Origin of the sequence: Streptomyces canus (genome assembly GCF_030815415.1) — a bacterium.
GTDB classification, from domain to species: Bacteria; Actinomycetota; Actinomycetes; order Streptomycetales; family Streptomycetaceae; genus Streptomyces; species Streptomyces canus_F.
Genome location: NZ_JAUSWW010000001.1, coordinates 6,314,742 through 6,335,643, shown reverse-complemented (window position 1 = coordinate 6,335,643; position 20,902 = coordinate 6,314,742). Strand labels below are relative to the sequence as shown.

The window sequence follows — 20,902 nt, the reverse complement described above, 5'->3', positions numbered from 1 at the left end:
GCCGTAAAAGGCGTGCACGAGCACCCCTTCGGACCCTGTACACTTTTTCTCGGCCGGTCAGGGAAACCTGAAAGCAGTAAAGCCGGTCGTGGTGGGTGTAGCTCAGCTGGTAGAGCACCTGGTTGTGGTCCAGGAAGTCGCGGGTTCAAGTCCCGTCACTCACCCTGAGTCATCAGCCGGTGACCTCGATATAGAGGTCACCGGCTGATTTCGTTTTCCCGGGAGTCCACGTGCACACCGAACTCATCCGCACGGCCCGTCTCGACCTCCTCCCCCTGCGCGTGGACCACGCCGGGGAGATGTCGGCCGTACTCGCCGACCCGGCCCTGCACACCTTCATCGGCGGAACGCCCCTGACCGTCGAGGAGCTGAGAGCGCGCTACGAACGTCTGGTCACCGGTTCCCCCGACCCGGCCGTCTCCTGGCTCAACTGGGTCCTGCGCCGGCACGCGGACGAAACCCTCATCGGCACCGTCCAGGCCACGGTCACGGGGAAGCACGAGGCAGAGATCGCCTGGATCGTCGGCACCCCCTGGCAGGGCCAGGGCCTGGCCTCGGAGGCGGCCCGGGGGCTGGTGACCTGGCTGGTCCGCCATTACGTCCGGACCGTCACCGCTCACATCCACCCCGCCCACACCGCGTCGGCGGCGGTCGCCACAGCGGCGGGCCTGCTCCCCACCGACGAACGACACGACGGCGAGACGGTCTGGCGCCTGTCACTGAGCGACTGAAGCGCACCGCCAACCGCCTTGCGTTCCCCCGGGGTTGGCGGGTGCCCTACGACGACGTACGCTCCACCAGCTCCGTGGCCAGCACCACCTGCCGTCTCTCCAGCCCCCGCGACACCGCCGGGCGGCGGTCCGCGATCTCGGTGAGGAGGAGGTCGATCATGTGGCGGCCCATCTCGGCGATGGGCTGGCGGACGCTGGTGAGGGGCGGGTCCATGTGGCGGGCGATGGCGGAGTCGTCGTAGCCGACGAGGGCGACGTCGTCGGGGATGCGGCGGCCCGCCTCGCGCAGTGCCTGGCGGGCGCCGGCGGCCGTGACGTCCGAGGCGGCGAAGACCGCGTCCAGGTCGGGAACGCGGGACAGCAGCGCGGCCATCGCGCGGGTGCCGCCCTCCTCCGAGAAGTCACCCGCTTCGATCAGGTTCCCGTTCGCCTCCAGGCCCGCCTCGCGCAGCGCGTCCCGGTAACCGTCGATACGGCGCTGGGCACCGTACACATCGAGGCGTCCGGTGATGTGCGCTATGCGGGTGCGACCGCGGGACAACAGGTGTTCCACCGCCTGCCGGGCGCCGCCGTAGTTGTCCGAGTCCACCGAGGGGAGCGATTCCGCGGCCGAGCGCGGGCCGCTGATCACCGACGGTATCTCCAGCTGGGCCAGCAGATCCGGCAGCGGGTCGTCCGCGTGCACCGAGACCAGCAGCACCCCGTCCACGCGGTGCGCCGCCAAGTACTGGGCCAGCCGCTGCCTTTCACGGTCGTTGCCCGCGAAAATCAGCAGCAGCTGCATCTCCGTGTCGGAGAGCTCGGCCGCGACGCCCTTCAGCATGTCCGAGAAGTACGGTTCGGCGAAGAACCGGGTCTCCGGCTCGGGGACGACCAACGCGATCGCGTCCGTCCGGTTGGCCGCCAGGGCGCGCGCCGCCGTGTTCGGGACGTAGCCGAGCTCCGCGACCGCCGCCTCCACCGCCGCGCGGGTCGCGTCACTGACCCGGGGCGAGCCGTTGATCACCCGGGAGACCGTGCCGCGGCCGACTCCGGCACGCGCGGCCACCTCTTCGAGGGTCGGCCGGCCACCGCTCCGGCCACGCGCTCCGTGGGTTGCCATGGGCTCCGCCTTCCCGCCGTATGTGGACGCTGGCCTGGAATGTAACAGTCCCGTCCATCACAGTGAGCGTCCCTGGGGGCTACCGTCCCCAGAGCTCCGCGTCGGCCCGGAGGGCCTCGTCCTCACATGCCGGGCAGGCCGAAAAGGGTCGGCCGGTCTCCGACCCCCGAGTTAGTTAACAGGCCGATAACTGAAGACATATCTCCTCGCCGACTCCCTTGACACCCCCGCCAAGACCGACGACTCTTCAACTCATCACTGATGGGAGCGCTCCCACAGTACCTGACACATACACATCCCGCACGTTCCCCGCCCGAGCCGCCGCGAGAACTAACGGGCCCAACAATGCAGTTGGCCGGGGGGTCGGCACGTCAGGGCAACAGGAGGACTCAATGCGAGCACGTACCCGAACCGCCCGTCGCAGGGTGGTGGTCCTCGCGGCCGTAGCGTCGCTGGGCGCCGGGCTGCTGGCCGGCTGTGCCGACGACGGTAAGGACGACGAGGGAGGTTCGTCGTCCGGGGGCGGCGGCGGCAAGACCAAGATCACGCTCGGCCTCTTCGGCACCGCCGGCTTCGAGGAGTCCGGCCTGTACAAGGAGTACGAGAAGCTCCACCCGGACGTCGACATCCAGCAGACCGTCGTCGAGCGCAACGAGAACTACTACCCGGCGCTGATCAACCACCTCACCACCAACAGTGGTCTCCAGGACATCCAGATGGTCGAGGTCGGCAACATCGCCGAGATCGTCGGAACCCAGTCCGACAAGCTGCTCGACCTGTCGAAGTACGGCAAGAAGAGCGACTACCTGGAGTGGAAGTGGGAGCAGGCCACCACCAAGGACGGCGCGACCATCGGTGTCGGCACCGACATCGGCCCGATGGCCATCTGCTACCGCACCGACCTGTTCAAGGCGGCCGGTCTGCCCACCGACCGTGAGGAGGTCGGCAAGCTGTGGGCCGGTGACTGGAACAAGCTCGTCGACGTCGGCAAGCAGTACAAGGCGAAGGGCCCCAAGGGCACCACCTTCCTGGACTCCCCCGGCGGTCTGCTGCAGGCGATCGTCAGCGGTGAGAAGGAGCGGTTCTACGACGCTTCCGGCAAGGTCATCTACAAGACGAACCCGGCCGTCAAGAACGCCTTCGACCTCACGGCCCAGGCCGCCGAGGACGGACTGATCGGCAACCAGACGCAGTTCCAGCCGGCGTGGGACACCACGATCGCCAACAGCAAGTTCGCCGCGATGTCCTGCCCGCCGTGGATGCTCGGTTACATCAAGGGCAAGTCGAAGCCCGACGCGGCCGGCAAGTGGGACATCGCCCAGGCGCCGAAGTCCGGCAACTGGGGCGGGTCCTTCCTGACCGTGCCCAAGTCCGGCAAGAACACCGAGGAGGCCGCGAAGCTGGCCGCCTGGCTGACCGCACCCGCTCAGCAGGCCAAGCTCTTCGGCGTCCAGGGCAGCTTCCCGAGCACCCCGGCCGCGTACGAGTCGACCGAGGTGACGAGCGCCAAGAACGACATGACCGGTGACGCGCCGATCGGCACGATCTTCGCCGAGGCCGCCAAGAACATCCCGGTCCAGACGATCGGCCCGAAGGACCAGATCATCCAGCAGGGTCTGACCGACAACGGCGTCATCCTGGTGACCCAGGGCAAGTCCGCCAAGGATGCCTGGGACAACGCCGTGAAGACCATCGACAACAACCTGGACCAGTGACCCGTATGACCACTGGGCACGAAACCGCTGCCGCGCCCCCCGCCAAGGAGGGGGGCGCGGCCCCGGCCCGCCCGCCCGCGGGGCCCTCCGACGACGAGCGCCGCCGGGCCCGGCTGTCCCGCCGCTGGCAACGGGACATGCGCTGGAGCCCGTACGCCTTCGTCTCGCCGTTCTTCCTGCTCTTCCTCGCGTTCGGCCTGTTCCCGCTGATCTACACCGGCTGGGCCTCGCTGCACCAGGTGGAGCTGACCGCGCCCACCGACATGAACTGGGTGGGCTTCAAGAACTACACGCGGATCTTCGACGACGACTTCTTCTGGAACGCGGCGAAGAACACGCTGACCATCGGGATCATCTCGACGGTGCCGCAGCTGCTGATGGCGATGGGCCTCGCGCACATCCTCAACTACAAGCTGCGCGCCTCGACCTTCTACCGGGTCGCGATGCTCGCCCCGTACGCGACGTCGATCGCCGCCGCCTCGCTCGTCTTCGTCCTGCTCTTCGGGCGTGACTACGGCATGATCAACTGGGTGTTGAGCCTGGTCGGCATAGACAACATCGACTGGCAGAACAACAAGTGGGCCTCGCAGATCGCGGTCTCCAGCATCGTCATCTGGCGGTGGACCGGATACAACGCGTTGATCTACCTGGCGGCGATGCAGGCGATCCCGCAGGACCTGTACGAGTCCGCGGCCCTGGACGGGGCCAGCCGCTGGAAGCAGTTCCTGCATGTGACGCTGCCCGCGCTGCGGCCGACGATCCTGTTCACGGTGGTCGTCTCCACCATCGGTGCCTCCCAACTCTTCGGCGAGCCACTGCTGTTCGGCAAGGGGCCCTCCGGCGGATCCCAGCACCAGTTCCAGACGCTCGGCCTGTATCTGTACGAGCAGGGCTGGGTCAACCAGCACCTGGGCCGCGCCTCCGCGATCGCCTGGACGATGTTCCTGATCCTCATCGTCATCGGGATCGTCAACTACGTCATCTCGCGCCGGCTGCGCGCCAGTAGTTAGGAGAACCGGCCGTGACGACGACACTGACTCCGCCCACCGACACGCCCCCGCAGAAATCCAAGCGGGTACGGCGTCCCAAGGCCGCCCGGGCGGGCGGCACCCTGCACGGCGGTCCGGTCGCGTATCTGATCCTGATCGTGTTCACGCTCATCTCGCTGTTCCCCCTGGTGTGGACGGCGATCGCCGCTTCCCGCGACAACCAGCGGCTCGCGCAGAACCCGCCACCGTTCTGGTTCGGTTCGGGACTCTTCGACAAGCTCGAACTCGCCTGGACCGACGCCAACCTGGGCGAGGCGTTCGTCAACACCACGTTCGTGGCGGGGGTTTCGTCGATCACCATCGTCTTCCTGTCGACGATCGCCGGGTTCGCCTTCGCCAAGCTGCGCTTCAAGGGCCGTGGCGCCATGATGCTGATCGTGATCGGCACCATGATGGTGCCGCCGCAGCTGAGCGTGATCCCGCTGTACATGCTGGTCGCCGAGCTCAACTGGGCCGACCAGCTCCAGGCGGTGATCCTGCCCTCGCTGGTCAGCGCGTTCGGTGTGTTCTTCATGCGGCAGTACCTGATTCAGGCGCTGCCCGACGAGATCATCGAGGCGGCCCGGGTCGACGGTGCGAGCAGCTGGCGAGTGATCTGGCACGTGGTGTTCCCAGCCGCCCGGCCCGCGATGGCCGTGCTCGGCATGCTGATGTTCGTGCAGACCTGGAACGACTTCCTGTGGCCGTTCCTGGTGCTCACCCAGCACGGCAATCCGACCGTGCAGGTCGCGGTCGCGGGTCTGGGCAGCGGCTACACGCCCGACCAGTCCCTGATCATGGCCGGTGCGCTGCTCGGCACACTGCCGCTGCTGATCGTCTTCGCGATCTTCGGCAAGCAGATCGTCGGCGGCATCATGCAGGGCGCCGTCAAGGGCTGACCTCCGCTTTCCCGGGGGCCGGGTCATCGCCGCCTCGGCCCCTTCCCTTCCCCCCATCTACCCGTCGGTCTCCACGACCTCCAATGGGAGCGCTTCCATGCCTGAGCCCGCTACGCCGGCGACCCCGGTGACCTTTCCCCCCGCCTTCCTCTGGGGCGCCGCGACCTCGGCGTACCAGATCGAGGGGGCGGTGCGCGAGGGCGGCCGTACGCCCTCGATCTGGGACACCTTCAGCCATACGCCCGGCAAGACCGCCGGCGGCGAGCACGGTGACATCGCTGTCGACCACTACCACCGCTACCGCGACGACGTGGCGATGATGGCGGACCTCGGCCTGAACGCTTACCGCTTCTCGATCTCCTGGTCGCGGGTGCAGCCGACGGGCCGGGGCCCGGCGGTCCAGGTGGGCCTGGACTTCTACCGCCGCCTGGTGGACGAGCTGCTGGACAAGGGCATCAAGCCGGCCGTGACGCTCTACCACTGGGATCTGCCGCAGGAGCTGGAGGACGCGGGCGGCTGGCCGGAGCGTGACACGGCCTACCGTTTCGCCGAGTACGCGCAGATCGTCGGCGAGGCGCTCGGCGACCGGGTGGAGCAGTGGATCACCCTCAACGAGCCCTGGTGCAGCGCCTTCCTGGGCTACGCGTCCGGGGTGCACGCACCCGGCCGCACCGACCCGGCGGCCTCGCTGAAGGCGGCCCATCACCTGAACCTGGCGCACGGACTGGCCACTTCGGCGCTGCGGGCGGCGATGCCGGCCCGTAACTCGGTGGCGCTGAGCCTCAACTCCTCGGTGGTGCGGCCGGTTTCGCAGGACCCGGCGGATCTGGCCGCGGCCCGGAAGATCGACGACCTGGCCAACGGTGTCTTCCACGGTCCGATACTGCACGGGGCGTACCCGGAGTCGCTGTTCGCGGCGACGGAGCTGATCACGGACTGGTCCTACGTCGAGGACGGCGACCTGCGGGCGATCAACCAGCCGCTGGACGCGCTGGGCCTCAACTACTACACGCCGGCGCTGGTGTCGGCGGCGGACAACGATCTGAGCGGTCCGCGCGCGGACGGCCACGGGTCCAGCGAGTTCTCCCCGTGGCCGGGCGCGGACGACGTCGCCTTCCACCAGACTCCGGGCGAACGCACGGAGATGGGCTGGTCGATCGACCCGACCGGCCTGCACGAGCTGATCATGCGCTACACGCGTGAGGCCCCGGGCCTGCCGCTGTACATCACGGAGAACGGCGCGGCCTACGACGACAAGCCCGACCCCGACGGCCGCGTCCACGACCCGGAGCGCATCTCCTACCTCCACGGCCACCTGGCCGCGGTCCGCCGCGCGGTCTCGGACGGCGCGGACGTGCGCGGCTACTACCTGTGGTCCCTGATGGACAACTTCGAGTGGGCGTACGGCTACGAGAAGCGCTTCGGCGCGGTCTACGTCGACTACGCCACCCTCGCGCGTACGCCGAAGTCGAGCGCCCTCTGGTACGGACAGGCGGCCCGCTCGGGCACGCTGCCTCCGGTGCCGGAGGTCTAGCGGGGGCTGGACCACCGCTGACGGGGGAGGGGCGCGGCATCCGAGGGGGATGCCGCGCCCCGGCCCGTGGGGGGCGTCAGTTGTAGGCCGCGAACGCCTTCGAGAACGCGTGCTGGTCCTGGAGGATCGAGCTGCAGGTGGCGTCGGCGTAGTTCTTCGCGCCGCCCGAGCACTGCTTGTCGCGGGTGGCGGACCACATGGACAGCCAGCCGATCCCCTTGGACTTGGCGAAGTTCACCAGCTGGGTGGCGTCGTCGACCTTGAAGATCTCGGTGGTGACGTCGTTGACGCCGATCATCGGGGTGACGGCGACGGCCTTCCAGGCGGCACTGTCGGAGAGGCCGAGGACGCTCTTGACCTGGGCCTGGGTGGCGGTGGCGGCCTGTTCGGCGTAGGTGCCCATGTCGCCGCTGTAGGCCGGGCCGTAGCCCATCGCCATGATGTTGACGGTGGTGATGTCGACGCCGTTCCTCCTGGCGTCGGCGAGCAGGTCCACGCCCGCCTGGGTCAGGCCCTCCGGCATCACCGGGAGGGTGAAGGAGACGTCCAGGTCCGGGTGGTCCTTCTGGAGTTCGGCGATGGCCTGCGCGCGGCGGGTGTTCGCCGCGGTGTCGGGCAGCGCTCCGCCCTCGACGTCGAAGTCGACCTTGGTGAGGTCGTAGGCGGCCACGGCCTTCTCGTACGCCGTCGCCAGCGCGGCCGCCGACGAGCAGGTCGTCGCCAGCTCCGAGCCCGCCGCGCCGCCGAACGACACCCGGACGTCACCGCCCTTGGCCCGCAGCGCGCCGATCTGGGCGGCCACGGCGTCGCTCGCGAGGTCGGTCACGCCGCCCCACTTCGGGGTGCAGCCGCCGCCGTCGGTGACGAAGGCGAGGTTGTAGTCCTTGACGCCGGTGGCCTCGGCGGCGGCGACCAGGTCGAAGGCCGGGTAGAGGGAGGTGTCGACGTAGGGGGCGAAGCCGGCGCTCGTCGCGGTGCCGGTGCCGGTCGAGGGGGACGCGGTGGCCGTGGGGGTGGTGGTGGGCGTGGAGGTGCCGGTCGGCGTCGGGGTCGGGGTGGCCGTCGGGGCCGAGGTGGCCGTCTCGGTCGGGCGGCCGGTGGGCTCCGGCGTGGCACCGCCGTCGGCGGAGCACGCGGCGTCGTCGACGCGACATCCGGCCGGGTCGCCGGTGCCGTTGACGACGAAGCCGACGGTGACGGACTTGCCGGGGGCCAGGCCTTCGGTGTCCCACTTGGCCGGCCGCACGGTGACGTGCTGCCCGCTGACGCCGGACTCGGCGTTCCAGAGGGAGCTCAGCCGGGACCCGGTCGGCAGGTCGAACTCCAGCGTCCAGTCCTTCTCGGTCTCCCCGCTGTTGTTCGTCACGACGTACTGGGCGGTGTAGCCGGTAGACCAGTCACTGGTCCTGGTGTACGCGGCGCCGACCCCGGCCGCCTGAGCCGTACCGGTGAGCAGGATCGCGCCGCCGCCCACCACGGCCGTGGCGACAGCCCCGGCGATCACCTTGTTTCTGCCGCTCACCTTGCGCCGGTGCGTGCTCATGACGTGCCTGCCTTCGTGGTTCGGGGGTGGGGTGCGGCAGCACGCTAGCGAGCTCGAATCGGGCAAAAGGCCTGTTCGGGACGGGGGTTCAGGATCTTAGGGTGCGCTTAAGGAAGGGATCGGGACCGGTTAAAGGTCGAGACCAATCTGCCGCGCCTGCGGCGTCGAACGCCCCCTCGGTGTCCCCGGCCGGGTGTGCGCTCGCGCCCGGCCGGCTGGATCCAGATCCGCACCTCGGTGCCGCCCAGCACCGATGCCCCGATCCGCACGTCCCCGCCGGTCTCCTCCGCGAGCCGGCGCACGATGTCCAGGCCGAGCCCGGTCGACCCGGCGCTCCCCGACCCGCGCCCTCGGGCCATCGCCGCCTCGGGATCGCGGATGCCGGGCCCCGCGTCCGAGACCAGCACGATGACCGCGTCCTCGCCGTTGTGCACGTCGACCGCGAAGGCGGTGCCCTCGGGGGTGTGCCGGAAGACATTGCCGAGCAGGGCGTCCAGCGCCGCCACGAGGTCGGCGCGGGCCACGGGTATGCGCACCGGCCGCTCCACACCGGCCACCCGCACCTTGCGCCCCTCGTCCTCGGCGAGCGCCGACCAGAACGCCATCCGCTCCCGGACGACCTCGGCGGCATCGCATCCGGCGCCGGGCCCGGCGGCCGCGGTCTGCGGCTTGGCCTCCCTCGCCGTCCGGATGATCGTGTCGACCTCGCGCTCCAGCTGGGCCACCGCGGCCCGGGTCTGCTCGGCGGCGGGCCCGTCACCGAGCGAGGCCGTGTTGAGGCGCAGCACGGTCAGGGGTGTACGCAGGCGATGGGACAGGTCGGCCGCCAGCTCCCGCTCGTTCGCGAGGAGTTGTACGACCTGGTCGGCCATGGAGTTGAACGCCGCCGCCGCGAGCCGCAGTTCGGTCGGCCCCTCCTCGGGCACCCGGCAGCCCAGCTTCCCCTCCCCCAGTTCGTGCGCGCCCTCGACGAGCCGCTGGGCGGGCTGCACCATCCGGACGCCCAGCCGGTCCGCGACCGCGACCGAGCCGACGATCAGGGCGAGGCCGACGCCGGCGAGCACCGCCCATGCCGTGGCGACGCCGTGGCCGACCTCGGACTCCGGGACGTAGACCTCGACGACCGCGATCTCACCGGAGCTGAGCGCGACCGGCTGGAGCAGCGTGGAGCCGCCGTCCACCTCGCTGGTGGAGGCGCGGCCCAGCTTCCGTACGGTCGCGATGTCCCCGTCGGCGGCGCGCTGCCGTCCGATGTCGACGGCCTGGGCGCCGGCGGCCGCCGGTATGTGCACGGCCATCTCGGCCTCCGAGCCGGCGGAGGCGACGACCCGCTCCAGCTGGTCCCGGTCGGTGGTGATGGACAGGGCGGGCGCGACGGCCGCGGCCTCGCGCTCGGCGTTGGAGAAGGCGCGGTCCCGGGCCATCTCCTTGATGACCAGGCCGAGGGGGACGGCGAAGGCGACCACGACCATGGTGGTGACGGCGAGGCAGACCTTGACGAGTGCCCATCTCACAGCGGCGGCTCCAGCTTCACGCCGACGCCCCGCAGGGTGTGCAGATACCGCGGTCGCGCGGCGGTCTCGCCCAGCTTGCGGCGCAGCCAGGACAGATGGACGTCGATGGTCTGGTCGTCGCCGTAGGACTGCTGCCACACCTCGGCGAGGAGTTCCTTGCGGGGGACGACGACGCCGGGGCGGCCGGCGAGGAAGGCGAGCAGGTCGAACTCACGGCGGGTGAGGTCGAGGCGGTCACCGTCCAGTTCGGCCTGGCGGCGCAGCGGGTCGACGACGAGACCGCCGACCCGGAGCACGGACTCCGGCTGCGCCTCCCCGACGACGGCCCGGGAGCGTCGTAGGACGGCGGCCATCCGCGCGGACAGGTGCTCGACGGAGAACGGCTTGGTCAGGTAGTCGTCCGCGCCCGCGTTCAGCAGCCGGACGATCTCCGCCTCGTCGTCCCTGGCGGTGGCGATGATCACAGGGACGTCGGTGACGCCGCGCAGCATCTTCAGCGCCTCGGATCCGTCCAGGTCCGGCAGACCGAGGTCGAGGATGACCACGTCGAAACGGATATGGGCGACCTCGCGCAGCGCCTCCAGCGCCGTACCGACACTGCGCACCGTGTGTGCGGCGTCGGTGAGATGGCGGATCAGCGCCGAGCGTACGAACTGGTCGTCCTCGACCACGAGCACACTTGCCATGCGCCGCACCGTACGCCATGCGGGGGAGCCCCATCCGGCGCCTGTGGACAACTCACACCTGTGGACAACGCAGGGGACGGGTGAGGCAGTATGGCCGCGATGCGCAGAGGACTCATACACGTACTGGCGTGGTCGCTCGCCACGGGCGCGGCGGTCACGCTGTCGTGGTGGGGCGTCCACACGGTGATGGCGGGCACGGCCTACGACCCGCCGCGCGCCCTGCCGATCACGGCCGCCGACGCGACGACCCAGGAGTCCAGGCCGCTGGCGTCGTCGACGGCGCGGTCGACACCGCCGGCGAGCCCGTCGCGCACACCGTCCCGCGCCCCGGCGCCGTCCCCCTCGAAGACACCGACGACGACCCCCAGCCCCTCCCCCTCCGCATCGGGCCAGGTCAAGAGCTACGACACCGAGGGCGGCCGCGCGGTCTTCGACCTCGGCAGGACCTCCGCGACCCTCGTGTCGGCGACACCGGGCGCGGGCTGGTCGATGCAGGTGTGGAAGACGGAGACGTGGATCCGGGTGGAGTTCGCCTCGGGAGCGGACCGGGTGTCGGTGTTCTGCACCTGGCACGACAGCGCGCCCCGGGTCGAGGTGGGGACGTACTAGCGGGGACCTGTCGCAGGGCCCGCTAGCGGAAGACCGACGGCGGCGGCGCGGGTGACGCGACCGCCGCCGCGTCCGTCACCGGTGCGGCCCCTCCCGTGAAGTCGGTGAGGGGCTTGCCGTGTTCGAGGCGGCCGGGGTGGGGGTCGGAGGCGGCCCGGCGGGTGAGTTCGGGCACGGGGAGCGGGGCGTCGGAGGCGACCAGGACCGCGTTGCCGAAGCGTTTGCCGCGCAGGACCGTCGGGTCGGCGATCAGCGCGAGGTGCTCGAAGCGGGCGGCGGCCGTGGCGATCTGGCCGCGCAGATGGGCGAGCGGGGGGCCGTCGGCGAGGTTGGCGGCGTACACGGCGGAGGGCTTGAGGGCCCTGCGGACCTCGTCGAGGAACTCCGTCGAGGTCAGGTGGGCCGGTGTGCGGGCTCCGCTGAACACATCCGCGATGACGAGATCGGCCCAGCCGTCGGGCACCTTGGCGAGCCCTTCGCGGGCGTCCGTCGAGCGCACCCTGATCCGGGCGTTCGGATCCAACGGCAGCTCGCGGCGGACCAGTTGGACGAGGGCCGCGTCGCGCTCCACGACCTGCTGGGTGGAGCGGGGGCGGGTGGCGGCGACGTACCGGGCGAGGGTGAACGCCCCTCCGCCGAGGTGCACGGCGTGGACGGGCTTACCGGGCGGTGCGACCAGGTCGATGACATGCCCGAGGCGGCGCTGGTACTCGAAGGAGAGGTACGCCGGGTCGTCCAGGTCGAGGTGGGACTGCGGCGCCCCGTCGATCAGCAGCGTCCAGGCACGCGCGCGCTCCCGGTCGGGTATGAGCTCGGCGAGGCCGCCGTCGACGGCTTCTACGACGGCTTCGGCGACCGCTTGGCCGCGCCGGCCGCTCCTGGACTTTCCCATGGGGGCATTGTCGCAAGCGGTGGGCGGTCGTGCCGCTCAGCGGCAGTTGTCCGCCGCCTCGATCAACCGCGCCGCCTCCCCCAGCGCCGCCCGCAGCACCGTCGGGTCCGTCGCCAGGTCGGCCTCGCCCGGTGGCAGCAGCCAGTCCGAGCCCTCCACCGGAGGCTCGGGGTTCAGCTGCAGCCCCCGCCCGTCGGTCTCCGTACAGGTGCTGCCCGGTACGTCCCACGCGGCGGCCGTGCCCGGCGGGACCACGAAGCCGAGGGTGTCGCCGCCGTCGTCGTGGAGGACCGGCCCCACCGCGTCCCCCGCCCCGCGCCGCAGGATGTCGACCGCCTCCAGGCCCTGCCGGGTCGGCACCGTGACGAGGTCGCACCCGGCCTCCGGGACCGGTGGCTCGCCACCCCGCGTCAGCGGCGCACACACGTCGATGCTCTGCCTGGTCTCCATCCCGGCCTCCACCACGGAACCCCTCCTCGTAACGAGCGAGTGCGGGAGTCGGGCGGCTCCCGGTCCTGTGGAGTTCAACGCCCGGCGGCGTCAACGGCTACGGCGCAAGTCAGCCGCAAAGGATGGCAGTTCATGGCAGATCCCGGATGAGATATCCGGTTTGTAGCCAAACCCTGCGTGGCGGGTCCGGCACAGCGGGTACCTTCATGCCCGCTGGAAACAGGGTGTCACACGCATAACTCACCCCGAATCCGGCATGGTTCGACGGTTCGCACGAGAGGACCCGGCCATGGCGTCGTCAACGATGACCTCGTCCCAGTACCCCAGGCCACCGCGGCCGAACATCGCGTTCCGGGAGCTGCGCGGACAGCGCTCCCCGGCCGAGTTCGCCGCGGCGGTGCGACGGGCCGCCCGCGAGATCGGCGAGCGGGTCAGCTGTGACGCGCGCTATGTGGGCCGGGTCGAGGCGGGTGAGATCCGCTGCCCCAACTACGCGTACGAGCGGGTGTTCCTGCACATGTTCCCCGGCCGCACGCTCACCGACCTGGGGTTCGCCCCCCGCTCGTCCGTACGCGGACGCGGGGCGCGCACCACCGAGGTCGCGCCCCCGGCATGCGTCTCGACTCCCGTGCACGCCACGGGTGAGACATGGGGGGCGAGCGAGCCGTATGACACACAGGACCCCTACGAGACGTACGACAACGAGGAGAGCGACGTGCTGCGTCGCGCATTCATGACCGGCGGGGGCGCCACGGTGGCCGCCGCCTCACTGACCCCCATCGGGCTCACCGTCCCCCACCCTCGACTCGGCTCGGGCGGGGGGACCCCCGTCGCCGCGGCCGCGGGACGTCCCGTCCGCCGGGTGGGGGCGGGCGATGTGGACGCCCTGGACGAAGCGGTCCGCAGGATCCGGCTGCTGGACGACCGGCACGGCGCCGACGGACTGTACCGGCGCGCGGCGACGCCGCTGCGCGCCGCCTACGCGCTGCTGGACGCCGGAGCCACCCGGCAGACGACCGCCGACCGCCTGCACTCGGGCGCGGGTGAGCTCGCCATCTCGGTGGGCTGGCTGGCGCACGATTCGGGGCGGTACGACGACGCGCGTTCGCACTACGCGGAGGCGCTCGCGACCGCCCGGATGACCGGTGACGCCGCCCTGGAGTCGCACGCCTTCTGCAACACGGCGTTCCTCGCGCGCGACGCGGGGCGCCCGCGGGAGGCGTTGCGCGCCGCGCAGGCCGCGCAGCGCGTCGGACGTCCCCTGGGCTCCGCGCGGCTGATGTCGCTGCTCGCGCTGCGCGAGGCGGGCGGCTGGGCGGGGCTCGCCGACCGCACCGGCTGCGAACAGGCGCTGGCCCGCGCCCAGGCCCTCTTCGACCGTGGCCCCTCGGACGCCGACCCCGAGTGGATGAGCTTCTACGGCGAGGCCGAACTGGAGGGCCTGGAGGCGCAGTGCTGGTCGACGCTGGGCGACTGGCCGCGGGCGGCCCGCCACGCGCACCGCGCGGCCGAGTTGCAGGACCCCCACTTCAGCCGGAACATCGCCCTGTACACGGCCGAACTGGCGGACGACCTGGCCCGTGGCGGCCGGCCCGACGAGGCTTCGGCGGCGGGGATGCGCGTCCTGGACCTGCTGGGCCAGGTGCAGTCGTCGCGGATCCAGTCGATGCTGGCGGGGACGGCGCGGGTGCTGCTGCCGCACCGCAGGGCGTCGGGGGTCTCCACCTTCCTGGAGCGGCACGCGAGCGTGCCGAGATCGGCCTAGCCCGCCAGATGCCCCAGGTCGTTCCAGCTCTCGATCGCCGGCTCGCCGTAGGCCCAGCCCAGGACCGACAGCGACGTCGGGTTCAGCCGGATCCGCGCGGCGAAGTCGAGCGGCAGGCCCAGCCAGCGTGCGCCTATGGACCGCAGGATGTGCCCGTGCGCGAAGACCAGGACGTCCCGGTCCGCCGCGCGGGCCCAGGCGACCACCTCGTCCGAGCGGGCCGTCACCTCGGCGAGCGTCTCGCCCCCGGGCACCCCGTCGCGCCAGATGAGCCAGCCGGGGCGGACGGCGTGGATGTCGGCCGGGGTCATGCCCTCGTACGCGCCGTAGTCCCACTCCAGGAGCGTGTCCCACTCGCTCGCGCGCTCCTTGAATCCGGCGATCTCGCACGTCTCACGCGCGCGTGCCAGCGGGCTGGTGCGCACCTCGACCCCGGGCAGACCGTCGAGCGGCGCCCGGTGCAGCCGCTCACCGAGTAGTTTGGCGCCTCTGCGCCCCTCCTCCAGGAGCGGCACATCGGTCCTGCCGGTATGTTTCCCGACCAGCGACCATTCGGTCTGTCCGTGCCGGGCCAGCAGGATGCGCGGTGCCATGAGCGGAGGGACCTTTCAAGGAAAATGCGGGCGGGCCGCACCCATCATCCCGCACCCTGTGCGGGGGCAACCCGGCGGGCGATCTCAGCGTCCTAGAGGGCCGGGGGCCCTCGACGAGGGCGAACACATACACCGTAAAGTGGTAAGACCGGGCAACCGGACGCCGCAACAAGAAGGGGGAGGCGATCGGATGCCGCACGCCGAGACACCAGGCATCGAGGCTGCCTCGCAAACCCGTCTGCGCTGGTGGACGGAGCTGCCGCTGCTCGTCCTGGTGTACGCCTGCTACTCGGCGGGCCGGCTCCTCGCTCGGGGCGACGTCACGCACGCCGTCGACCACGGTCTGGCGATCCTGAAGGTGGAGAAGTTCCTCCACATCAACGCGGAGCACCCGCTCAACCGCCTGTTCACCAGCCAGACCTGGATCGGCGTACCGGCCGACTTCTGGTACGCGTCACTGCACTACCTGGTCACCCCGGCGATCCTGATCTGGCTCTTCCGGTCCCGCACGGCGCTCTACCGCGCGGCCCGCACCTGGCTGATGACCTCGACGTTCATCGGCCTGATCGGCTTCACCCTGCTGCCGACCTGCCCGCCCCGGCTGCTGTCGGAGAGCTACGGCTTCGTCGACACGATGGCCCAGTACAGCTCGTACGGCTGGTGGGGCGGCGAGGCGAGCGCGCCGCGGGGCATGGGCGGCATGACGAACCAGTACGCGGCCATGCCGAGCCTGCATGTGGGCTGGGCCCTGTGGTGCGGAGTCATGCTGTGGCGCTACGGCGGCACGCGTACGACGAAGGCTCTGGGTGTCGCCTACCCGCTGATCACCACGATCGTGGTGATGGGCACCGCCAACCACTACTTCCTGGACGCGGTCGCGGGCGCCGCCGTCATGGGTGTCGGGCTGCTGCTCGCGCCGTTGGTGCTGCGCGGCGCGGACCGGTTCAAGGCGCGCACGGCGGTCGTCTTCGCGCCTGCCGCGGCGAGCACTCCCGCCGCACAGGCCTCAATTGTCAGTGCCGGATGCCAGACTTCCGCGGGTGAGCGAATTCCACGGCAGCGCGAGACACGGTTCGCACCAGGAGCCGAGCCGAGTGCCTCCCCCTCGGAAGCGGGGGACGGCGCTCCGGCAACAGCTCGCTGAGCTGCGCGGTCCCGACGTACCGGCCAAGGCGCTGGATGCCCGCGCCCTGGCCGCCCTCGCCGCGAACCCGGGCTGCAGACGGCGCGCGATCCTGGACGGCGCCGGGGTGAACAAGGCGGCGCTGGCGGGCGCGCTCGGCTCGCCGTCGGCGTTCGGTCAGTCGCAGTTCGCGCTCACCCGGGGCAACGCGTTCGAGGCGAAGGTCAAGGCGGACGGCGGCGCGGAGTTGCTGCGCCTGGTCCACGAGCGGCTGGACCGGTCCGCCGAGCCGCCCGCCCACGCGCGGGTGCCGGAGCTGACCGCGATCGGCCCCGAGGGACGCACGGCCCGGACGGCGCTGGCGCTGCGCGAGGCCACCGAGGCGGCCGGCGAGTGGACCCTGCTCGACCACCCGATGCTCGCGCTGGACGTCGCGGGCTCCCCCGCCTTCCTGGAGCCGGACGCGGTGGTCGTGCACCCCGACGGCACATGGACGGTCGTGGAGATCAAGTCCTTCCCGATGCTGGACGGTTCGGCGGACCCGGCGAAGGTGGGCGCGGCGGCGCGGCAGGCGGCGGTGTACGTGCTGGCGCTGGAGCAGGTCGCGGCGCGTCTCACCCAGGAAAGCGCCCCCGCGCCCGAAGTGCGCGACCGGGTGCTTCTCGTCTGCCCCAAGGACTTCTCCAACCTGCCCACCGCCTCCGCCGTCGACATCCGCAAGCAGCGGGCGGTGACCGGCCGCCAGCTGGCCCGTCTCACCCGTGTCCAGGACATCGCCGAGATGCTCCCCGAGGGCACCTGTTTCGACCCCGCCCGGCCCGCCGAGGAGCTGACGGCGGCCGTCGAGTCGGTCCCGGCGACGTACGCGCCCGAGTGCCTGGCCGCGTGCGAGCTGGCCTTCCACTGCCGTGACCGCTCCCGCGCGGCGGGCGCGGTGACGTCCCTGGGCCGGTCCGTGCGGGCCGAGCTCGGCGGCCTGACCACCGTGTCGGACGTCCTGGCCGCGGCCCGGGGAGAGGGCGGGGACGCCGAGGACCCGGCGGTGGCCGCCCTGCGCAGAGCCGCGCGGCTGCGGGCCGAGGCGCTGAGCGCCCTGGCGCCGGGGGCGACCGCGCCGGAGGCACCGGCATGTCACTGATCACCACCCTCGCCCGCCTGGAAGCCGTCACCACCGGCCGCGCCCAGCCCTCCGCCACCGTCCGGCACCGGCACCTCTCCGACCGCCCCCTCGTCCTCGTGCCGCTCACCACCGCCGGTGAGGCCGGCGCCCCGCTCGGCGCGCTCGTCGGCACCGACCGGGACGCCCCGCGCCTCCTCGTCGTACCGCAGCCGCGCGACCGCGATCTGCGGTTCGCGTTCCTGGCCGAGCTCGCGGACATCGTGCTGCCGTGCATCGACACCTGCGCGGAGGCCGTCGAGGCGGCCGAGCGCAGCGAGACCGATCCGGAGACCGGCAAGCGGGTCAAGGTCGAGGTCGAGCTGTGCGCGGACGCCCCGCAGCTGATCGTGCCGAGCCGCGCGGGCATCGACCTCGTACGGCTGCTGGGACGCTCGATGCGTTTTCGGCGTACGGCCGAGCAGGACCCCGAGTCCCCGCATCCCGCACCACCGCGCGTGCCGTTGCTGGGCCGGTGGCTGACCCACTTCGGGGAGCGGGCGCGGGTCCCCGGCTCCTCCCTGCTGCTCGCCGCGACGGAGGTCCTGTCCCGGCACTGGGCGACCGGCCAGTCCACCCTGGAGGACCAGCACCTGGGCGCGCTGCTCGCCTGGATCGACCCGCCGGAGGGCACGACCGGCGCCGAGGCCGCCCTGGAGGCCGAGCTCGGCCGGGATGCGAAGGGGCAGCTGCTGCACCCGCCGGCCGGTCCCGCCACCGACCCGGCGTTCGACAACAAACTGCTCGCCCCGGCCATCGAGCGCTACGACCGCGCGCGTACCGCCCTCGCCGCCGCCGAGGACGGACTGGAGGCGGACGACCGGCTCGGGGAACTCACCACCGCCGAGCGGGAGATCAGGAAGCTGGTCGAGAGCCGGACCCGGCCCACCTGGGACGCGGTGTGGCGGGGCCTGGATCTGCTGCGGACGCTGCCCGAGGGCGCGCGCGTCGAGGAGCGCTGGACCCGGGACCGCTGGTCCTTCACCAGCCACCGCGACCGTGTCCTGGCCGGCGAGCCCCCGCAGCCGCGCCGCGACGACGCGGTCACCGCCGCCAACAAGCTCGCCACGCGTGAGCGCGAGCAGGCCCGTCTGGAGGCGCAGGAGGCCCTGGACGACCCGCTGGTGATGGCGGGGCGGCGACTGTCCGGAGAGGCGTTCGCGGGCGAGGTCACGGACGTCGTGATGACGTACAGCGAGGGCAAGCGGCCCAGCCCGCGCCCGCTCGTCACGGTCCGCACCGACGACCGGCCCTATCTCGGGGAGCGCGTGAAGGTGTACCGCTCGCTGGGCGGCAAGCCGCAGACGGCCGAGTTCGTCGGATACGAGAGCGAGGGAGAGGAGGCCGCCCTGATCGTCCTGCGGATCCTCGACAAGATGGGCCGTGGCAAGGAGCCCGAGACCGGGTCCGTGCCGGAGAAGGGCGACCGGCTCTGCTTCACCCTCTTCGAGCACGAGCAGCGCGGCGGCGCGAAGCTGCCCGACCCGGAGGCCACGCCCTGGACGCACGGCGGACCGCCCGGCGAGGCGGTCACGGAGACCGCCGACCGCATGACCGAGGAGGATGTTCTGTGACCACGGTCTTCGACCCGGGTACGGCCGCCGCGCAGGCCACCGACGCGATCCTCCACGACACCCTGCACAGTGACAGGCGCGGTGTCGTCGTCGACTCCCCGCCCGGCGCCGGCAAGTCCACGCTCGTCGTCCGCGCGGCGCTCGAACTGGCCGAGGCGGGGCGCCCGCTGATGGTCGTCGCACAGACCAACGCCCAGGTCGACGATCTGGTGCTGCGGCTCGCGGAGAAGAACCCGGAGCTGCCGGTCGGCCGTCTGCACAGCAGTGACACGGACGCGTACGACAAGGCGCTGGACGAGCTGACGAACGTACGGAAGTCGGCGAAGCCGGCGGACCTGGCCGGTCTCCCGGTCACCCTGTCCACCGCCGCGAAGTGGGCGCACGTCAAGGTCGACGAGCCGTGGCAGCACGCGATCGTCGACGAGGCGTACCAGATGCGCTCGGACTCGCTGCTGGCCGTGGCGGGGTTGTTCGAGCGGGCGCTGTTCGTGGGCGACCCGGGGCAGCTGGACCCCTTCGCGATCGTGGGCAGCGAGCAGTGGGCGGGGCTGTCGTACGACCCGTCGGCGTCGGCGGTGACGACCCTGCTGGCCCACAATCCTGAGCTGCCGCAGCACCGCCTCCCGGTGTCCTGGCGGCTCCCGGCGTCGGCGGCACAGCTGGTCTCCGACGCGTTCTACCCGTTCACGCCGTTCCGCAGCGGCACGGACCACGGCGACCGGAGCCTCGCCTTCGCGGTCGCGTCGGACGGCTCCGGTCCCGACCGGGTGATCGACGAGGCGGCTCGGTCGGGCTGGGGCCTGCTGGAGCTGCCCGCGCGGCACACTCCGCGCACCGATCCGGAGGCGGTGCGGGCGGTGGCCACGGTCGTGCGCCGGCTGCTGGACCGGGGTGGCGCGGCGACCTCGGAGCGCTCACCGGACCCGGCGCCCCTCACCGCCGACCGTGTCGCCGTCGGCACGGCCCACCGCGACCAGGCGGCGGCCGTCCGCGCGGCCCTGGCCGAGCTGGGCGTCACGGAGGTGACGGTCGACACGGCGAACCGTCTCCAGGGCCGCGAGTACGACGTCACGGTCGTCCTGCACCCGCTCTCCGGCCGCCCCGACGCCACCGCCTTCCACCTGGAGACAGGCCGCCTCTGCGTCCTCGCCTCCCGCCACCGGCACGCGTGCATCGTGGTCTGCCGGGCGGGGGTGAGCGAGCTGCTGGACGACTATCCGTCGACGGAGCCGGTGCAGCTGGGGACGGTGGTGAAGTTCCCCGACGGCTGGGAGGCGAACCACGCGGTGCTGGCGCGTCTGGCGGAACACCGAGTCGGGTGGCGTCCTTGAGGTGCCGCTACAGCACCTGTGCGGCAGGCGGCGAGGGCAGTGCCGCCCCTCGCCGGACGGAGTCCGGCACACCGCCGGAGGCGGCTGATGAATACAGCCCCGACGGCTGGGAGGCGAACCACGCGGTGCTGGCGCGTCTCGCGGAACACAAGGTGACCTGGAGGCCTTGAGCTGCCTTTGCCGCGCTCTTGCGCGGCCACGAGACAATGGACGACGGCCCACTCCCGACAGGCGGGTCATCGGCAACGTACGAGGAGGAGAAGACATGGCGGAGCCCACGCCGCGTCGGCACGAACCGCGGCTACGCCCCGCGCCCCTGCTCTTCGAGCCCGCGGAGGTGGCCTCCGATCCGGAGCACTTCTTCGACCTGGAGTCCATCGACGACCCCCGGGCGCTGCTGGCCCGGGCGACGGAGCTGACGCATGCCTTCCGGGCGGCGACGGACCGTGCCGTGGAGTTCCAGGCGCTCGCGGCGGCCCAGCTGGCGGACCCGCGGCGGTTCGACCGGCTGACGGCGGCGGACATCGCGGAACGGGCCGAGTGGACCGAGGACTATGCCAAGAAGATGATCGAGTTCGGCCGGGACCTGATGCGGGGTGCCGAGGGCAGGGGCACTATCGACCCTGCGTAAAGCTCTGGCATATGCCAGGCGAGCAA

General features: G+C 71.7%; 19 protein-coding genes and 1 tRNA gene. 13 read left to right on the top strand and 7 right to left on the bottom strand.

Annotated features, from left to right (window positions below; translation table 11 throughout):
* Nucleotides 1–91 precede the first annotated feature (91 nt).
* Together QF037_RS29410 and QF037_RS29405 are read left to right on the top strand one after the other, a co-directional pair.
* Nucleotides 92–164 (top strand) — tRNA-His (locus tag QF037_RS29410).
* A gap of 66 nt (nucleotides 165–230) precedes the next feature.
* Complete coding sequence (locus tag QF037_RS29405) at nucleotides 231–731, top strand: GNAT family N-acetyltransferase (protein WP_307030286.1); 501 nt, start codon at nucleotides 231–233, stop codon at nucleotides 729–731.
* Between the two features lie 46 nt (nucleotides 732–777).
* Here the strand turns inward: QF037_RS29405 and QF037_RS29400 are convergent, their stop codons facing one another.
* Nucleotides 778–1,833: a LacI family DNA-binding transcriptional regulator gene (locus QF037_RS29400; RefSeq protein WP_307030284.1), complete on the bottom strand. Its 1,056-nt coding sequence runs from the start codon at nucleotides 1,831–1,833 to the stop codon at nucleotides 778–780.
* A gap of 392 nt (nucleotides 1,834–2,225) precedes the next feature.
* Between QF037_RS29400 and QF037_RS29395 the strand changes: the two genes are divergently transcribed.
* From QF037_RS29395 to QF037_RS29380, 4 genes are all read left to right on the top strand, one after another.
* A complete protein-coding gene (locus QF037_RS29395) occupies nucleotides 2,226–3,548 on the top strand; it encodes an ABC transporter substrate-binding protein (RefSeq protein WP_307030282.1) in 1,323 nt (440 codons plus the stop codon).
* A 5-nt stretch (nucleotides 3,549–3,553) separates the two neighbouring features.
* Entirely contained in the window at nucleotides 3,554–4,558 is a 1,005-nt protein-coding gene (locus QF037_RS29390; protein ID WP_307030279.1) for a carbohydrate ABC transporter permease, read from the top strand.
* A gap of 11 nt (nucleotides 4,559–4,569) precedes the next feature.
* The gene (locus tag QF037_RS29385) at nucleotides 4,570–5,475 is read left to right on the top strand and encodes a carbohydrate ABC transporter permease (protein WP_307030278.1); all 906 of its coding nucleotides are present in this window, start codon (nucleotides 4,570–4,572) and stop codon (nucleotides 5,473–5,475) included.
* Between the two features lie 97 nt (nucleotides 5,476–5,572).
* A complete protein-coding gene (locus tag QF037_RS29380) occupies nucleotides 5,573–7,009 on the top strand; it encodes a GH1 family beta-glucosidase (RefSeq protein ID WP_307030276.1) in 1,437 nt (478 codons plus the stop codon).
* A 76-nt stretch (nucleotides 7,010–7,085) separates the two neighbouring features.
* Here QF037_RS29380 and QF037_RS29375 read toward each other — a convergent pair whose 3' ends face one another.
* The 3 genes from QF037_RS29375 to QF037_RS29365 form a co-directional block, all read right to left on the bottom strand.
* Nucleotides 7,086–8,552 carry a glycoside hydrolase family 18 protein gene (locus tag QF037_RS29375; protein WP_307030273.1) on the bottom strand — a complete coding sequence of 489 codons (1,467 nt, stop codon included), beginning with the start codon at nucleotides 8,550–8,552 and terminating at the stop codon, nucleotides 7,086–7,088.
* 107 nt (nucleotides 8,553–8,659) lie between these two features.
* Nucleotides 8,660–10,066, bottom strand: a complete 1,407-nt coding sequence (locus QF037_RS29370) for a HAMP domain-containing sensor histidine kinase (RefSeq protein ID WP_307030271.1) — start codon at nucleotides 10,064–10,066, stop codon at nucleotides 8,660–8,662.
* Nucleotides 10,063–10,752 (bottom strand): response regulator transcription factor, encoded by a 690-nt coding sequence (locus tag QF037_RS29365; protein WP_307030269.1) that lies wholly within the window; start codon nucleotides 10,750–10,752, stop codon nucleotides 10,063–10,065. Before QF037_RS29365 ends, QF037_RS29370 begins: the two co-directional genes overlap by 4 nt.
* A gap of 99 nt (nucleotides 10,753–10,851) precedes the next feature.
* Here QF037_RS29365 and QF037_RS29360 point away from each other — a divergent pair, with 99 nt between their 5' ends.
* Nucleotides 10,852–11,361 (top strand): hypothetical protein, encoded by a 510-nt coding sequence (locus tag QF037_RS29360; RefSeq protein WP_307030267.1) that lies wholly within the window; start codon nucleotides 10,852–10,854, stop codon nucleotides 11,359–11,361.
* A 22-nt stretch (nucleotides 11,362–11,383) separates the two neighbouring features.
* Here the strand turns inward: QF037_RS29360 and QF037_RS29355 are convergent, their stop codons facing one another.
* Both QF037_RS29355 and QF037_RS29350 read right to left on the bottom strand, forming a co-directional pair.
* On the bottom strand, nucleotides 11,384–12,253 hold the full coding sequence (locus QF037_RS29355; RefSeq protein ID WP_307030265.1) for a spermidine synthase: 870 nt from the start codon (nucleotides 12,251–12,253) through the stop codon (nucleotides 11,384–11,386).
* A gap of 36 nt (nucleotides 12,254–12,289) precedes the next feature.
* Complete coding sequence (locus QF037_RS29350; RefSeq protein ID WP_373463975.1) at nucleotides 12,290–12,703, bottom strand: hypothetical protein; 414 nt, start codon at nucleotides 12,701–12,703, stop codon at nucleotides 12,290–12,292.
* A 289-nt stretch (nucleotides 12,704–12,992) separates the two neighbouring features.
* Here QF037_RS29350 and QF037_RS29345 point away from each other — a divergent pair, with 289 nt between their 5' ends.
* The gene (locus tag QF037_RS29345; protein ID WP_307030261.1) at nucleotides 12,993–14,468 is read left to right on the top strand and encodes a hypothetical protein; all 1,476 of its coding nucleotides are present in this window, start codon (nucleotides 12,993–12,995) and stop codon (nucleotides 14,466–14,468) included.
* On the opposite strand, the gene QF037_RS29340 is transcribed toward QF037_RS29345, so the two are convergent.
* Nucleotides 14,465–15,061, bottom strand: coding sequence for a histidine phosphatase family protein (locus tag QF037_RS29340; protein ID WP_307030258.1), 597 nt, complete (start codon nucleotides 15,059–15,061; stop codon nucleotides 14,465–14,467). The two genes, QF037_RS29345 and QF037_RS29340, sit on opposite strands and share 4 nt — an antisense overlap.
* Before the next feature lie 190 nt (nucleotides 15,062–15,251).
* On the opposite strand from QF037_RS29340, the gene QF037_RS29335 reads away from it, so the two are divergent.
* The 5 genes from QF037_RS29335 to QF037_RS29315 all read left to right on the top strand — a co-directional run bounded on the left by QF037_RS29335 (nucleotide 15,252) and on the right by QF037_RS29315 (nucleotide 20,876).
* Entirely contained in the window at nucleotides 15,252–16,205 is a 954-nt protein-coding gene (locus tag QF037_RS29335) for a phosphatase PAP2 family protein (protein WP_307030256.1), read from the top strand.
* On the top strand, nucleotides 16,156–17,322 hold the full coding sequence (locus QF037_RS29330) for a hypothetical protein (protein WP_307030254.1): 1,167 nt from the start codon (nucleotides 16,156–16,158) through the stop codon (nucleotides 17,320–17,322). The genes QF037_RS29335 and QF037_RS29330 overlap by 50 nt, the downstream gene beginning before the upstream one ends.
* Nucleotides 17,313–18,914 carry a hypothetical protein gene (locus QF037_RS29325; protein ID WP_307030252.1) on the top strand — a complete coding sequence of 534 codons (1,602 nt, stop codon included), beginning with the start codon at nucleotides 17,313–17,315 and terminating at the stop codon, nucleotides 18,912–18,914. The genes QF037_RS29330 and QF037_RS29325 overlap by 10 nt, the downstream gene beginning before the upstream one ends.
* Entirely contained in the window at nucleotides 18,911–20,245 is a 1,335-nt protein-coding gene (locus QF037_RS29320; RefSeq protein ID WP_307030250.1) for an AAA domain-containing protein, read from the top strand. Before QF037_RS29325 ends, QF037_RS29320 begins: the two co-directional genes overlap by 4 nt.
* Before the next feature lie 265 nt (nucleotides 20,246–20,510).
* Nucleotides 20,511–20,876 carry a hypothetical protein gene (locus QF037_RS29315; RefSeq protein WP_307030248.1) on the top strand — a complete coding sequence of 122 codons (366 nt, stop codon included), beginning with the start codon at nucleotides 20,511–20,513 and terminating at the stop codon, nucleotides 20,874–20,876.
* Nucleotides 20,877–20,902 lie beyond the last annotated feature (26 nt).

What these genes read in the sequence shown, in the direction of transcription:
- QF037_RS29360 (WP_307030267.1), top strand. Translation starts at nt 10,852, where the DNA reads ATGCGCAGAGGACTCATACACGTACTGGCGTGGTCGCTCGCCACGGGC.
- QF037_RS29345 (WP_307030261.1), top strand. Translation starts at nt 12,993, where the DNA reads ATGGCGTCGTCAACGATGACCTCGTCCCAGTACCCCAGGCCACCGCGG.
- QF037_RS29335 (WP_307030256.1), top strand. Translation starts at nt 15,252, where the DNA reads ATGCCGCACGCCGAGACACCAGGCATCGAGGCTGCCTCGCAAACCCGT.
- QF037_RS29380 (WP_307030276.1), top strand. Translation starts at nt 5,573, where the DNA reads ATGCCTGAGCCCGCTACGCCGGCGACCCCGGTGACCTTTCCCCCCGCC.
- QF037_RS29395 (WP_307030282.1), top strand. Translation starts at nt 2,226, where the DNA reads ATGCGAGCACGTACCCGAACCGCCCGTCGCAGGGTGGTGGTCCTCGCG.
- QF037_RS29340 (WP_307030258.1), bottom strand. Translation starts at nt 15,061, where the DNA reads ATGGCACCGCGCATCCTGCTGGCCCGGCACGGACAGACCGAATGGTCG.
- QF037_RS29355 (WP_307030265.1), bottom strand. Translation starts at nt 12,253, where the DNA reads ATGGGAAAGTCCAGGAGCGGCCGGCGCGGCCAAGCGGTCGCCGAAGCC.
- QF037_RS29375 (WP_307030273.1), bottom strand. Translation starts at nt 8,552, where the DNA reads ATGAGCACGCACCGGCGCAAGGTGAGCGGCAGAAACAAGGTGATCGCC.
- QF037_RS29400 (WP_307030284.1), bottom strand. Translation starts at nt 1,833, where the DNA reads ATGGCAACCCACGGAGCGCGTGGCCGGAGCGGTGGCCGGCCGACCCTC.
- QF037_RS29315 (WP_307030248.1), top strand. Translation starts at nt 20,511, where the DNA reads ATGGCGGAGCCCACGCCGCGTCGGCACGAACCGCGGCTACGCCCCGCG.
- QF037_RS29390 (WP_307030279.1), top strand. Translation starts at nt 3,554, where the DNA reads ATGACCACTGGGCACGAAACCGCTGCCGCGCCCCCCGCCAAGGAGGGG.
- QF037_RS29325 (WP_307030252.1), top strand. Translation starts at nt 17,313, where the DNA reads ATGTCACTGATCACCACCCTCGCCCGCCTGGAAGCCGTCACCACCGGC.
- QF037_RS29350 (WP_373463975.1), bottom strand. Translation starts at nt 12,703, where the DNA reads ATGGAGACCAGGCAGAGCATCGACGTGTGTGCGCCGCTGACGCGGGGT.
- QF037_RS29365 (WP_307030269.1), bottom strand. Translation starts at nt 10,752, where the DNA reads ATGGCAAGTGTGCTCGTGGTCGAGGACGACCAGTTCGTACGCTCGGCG.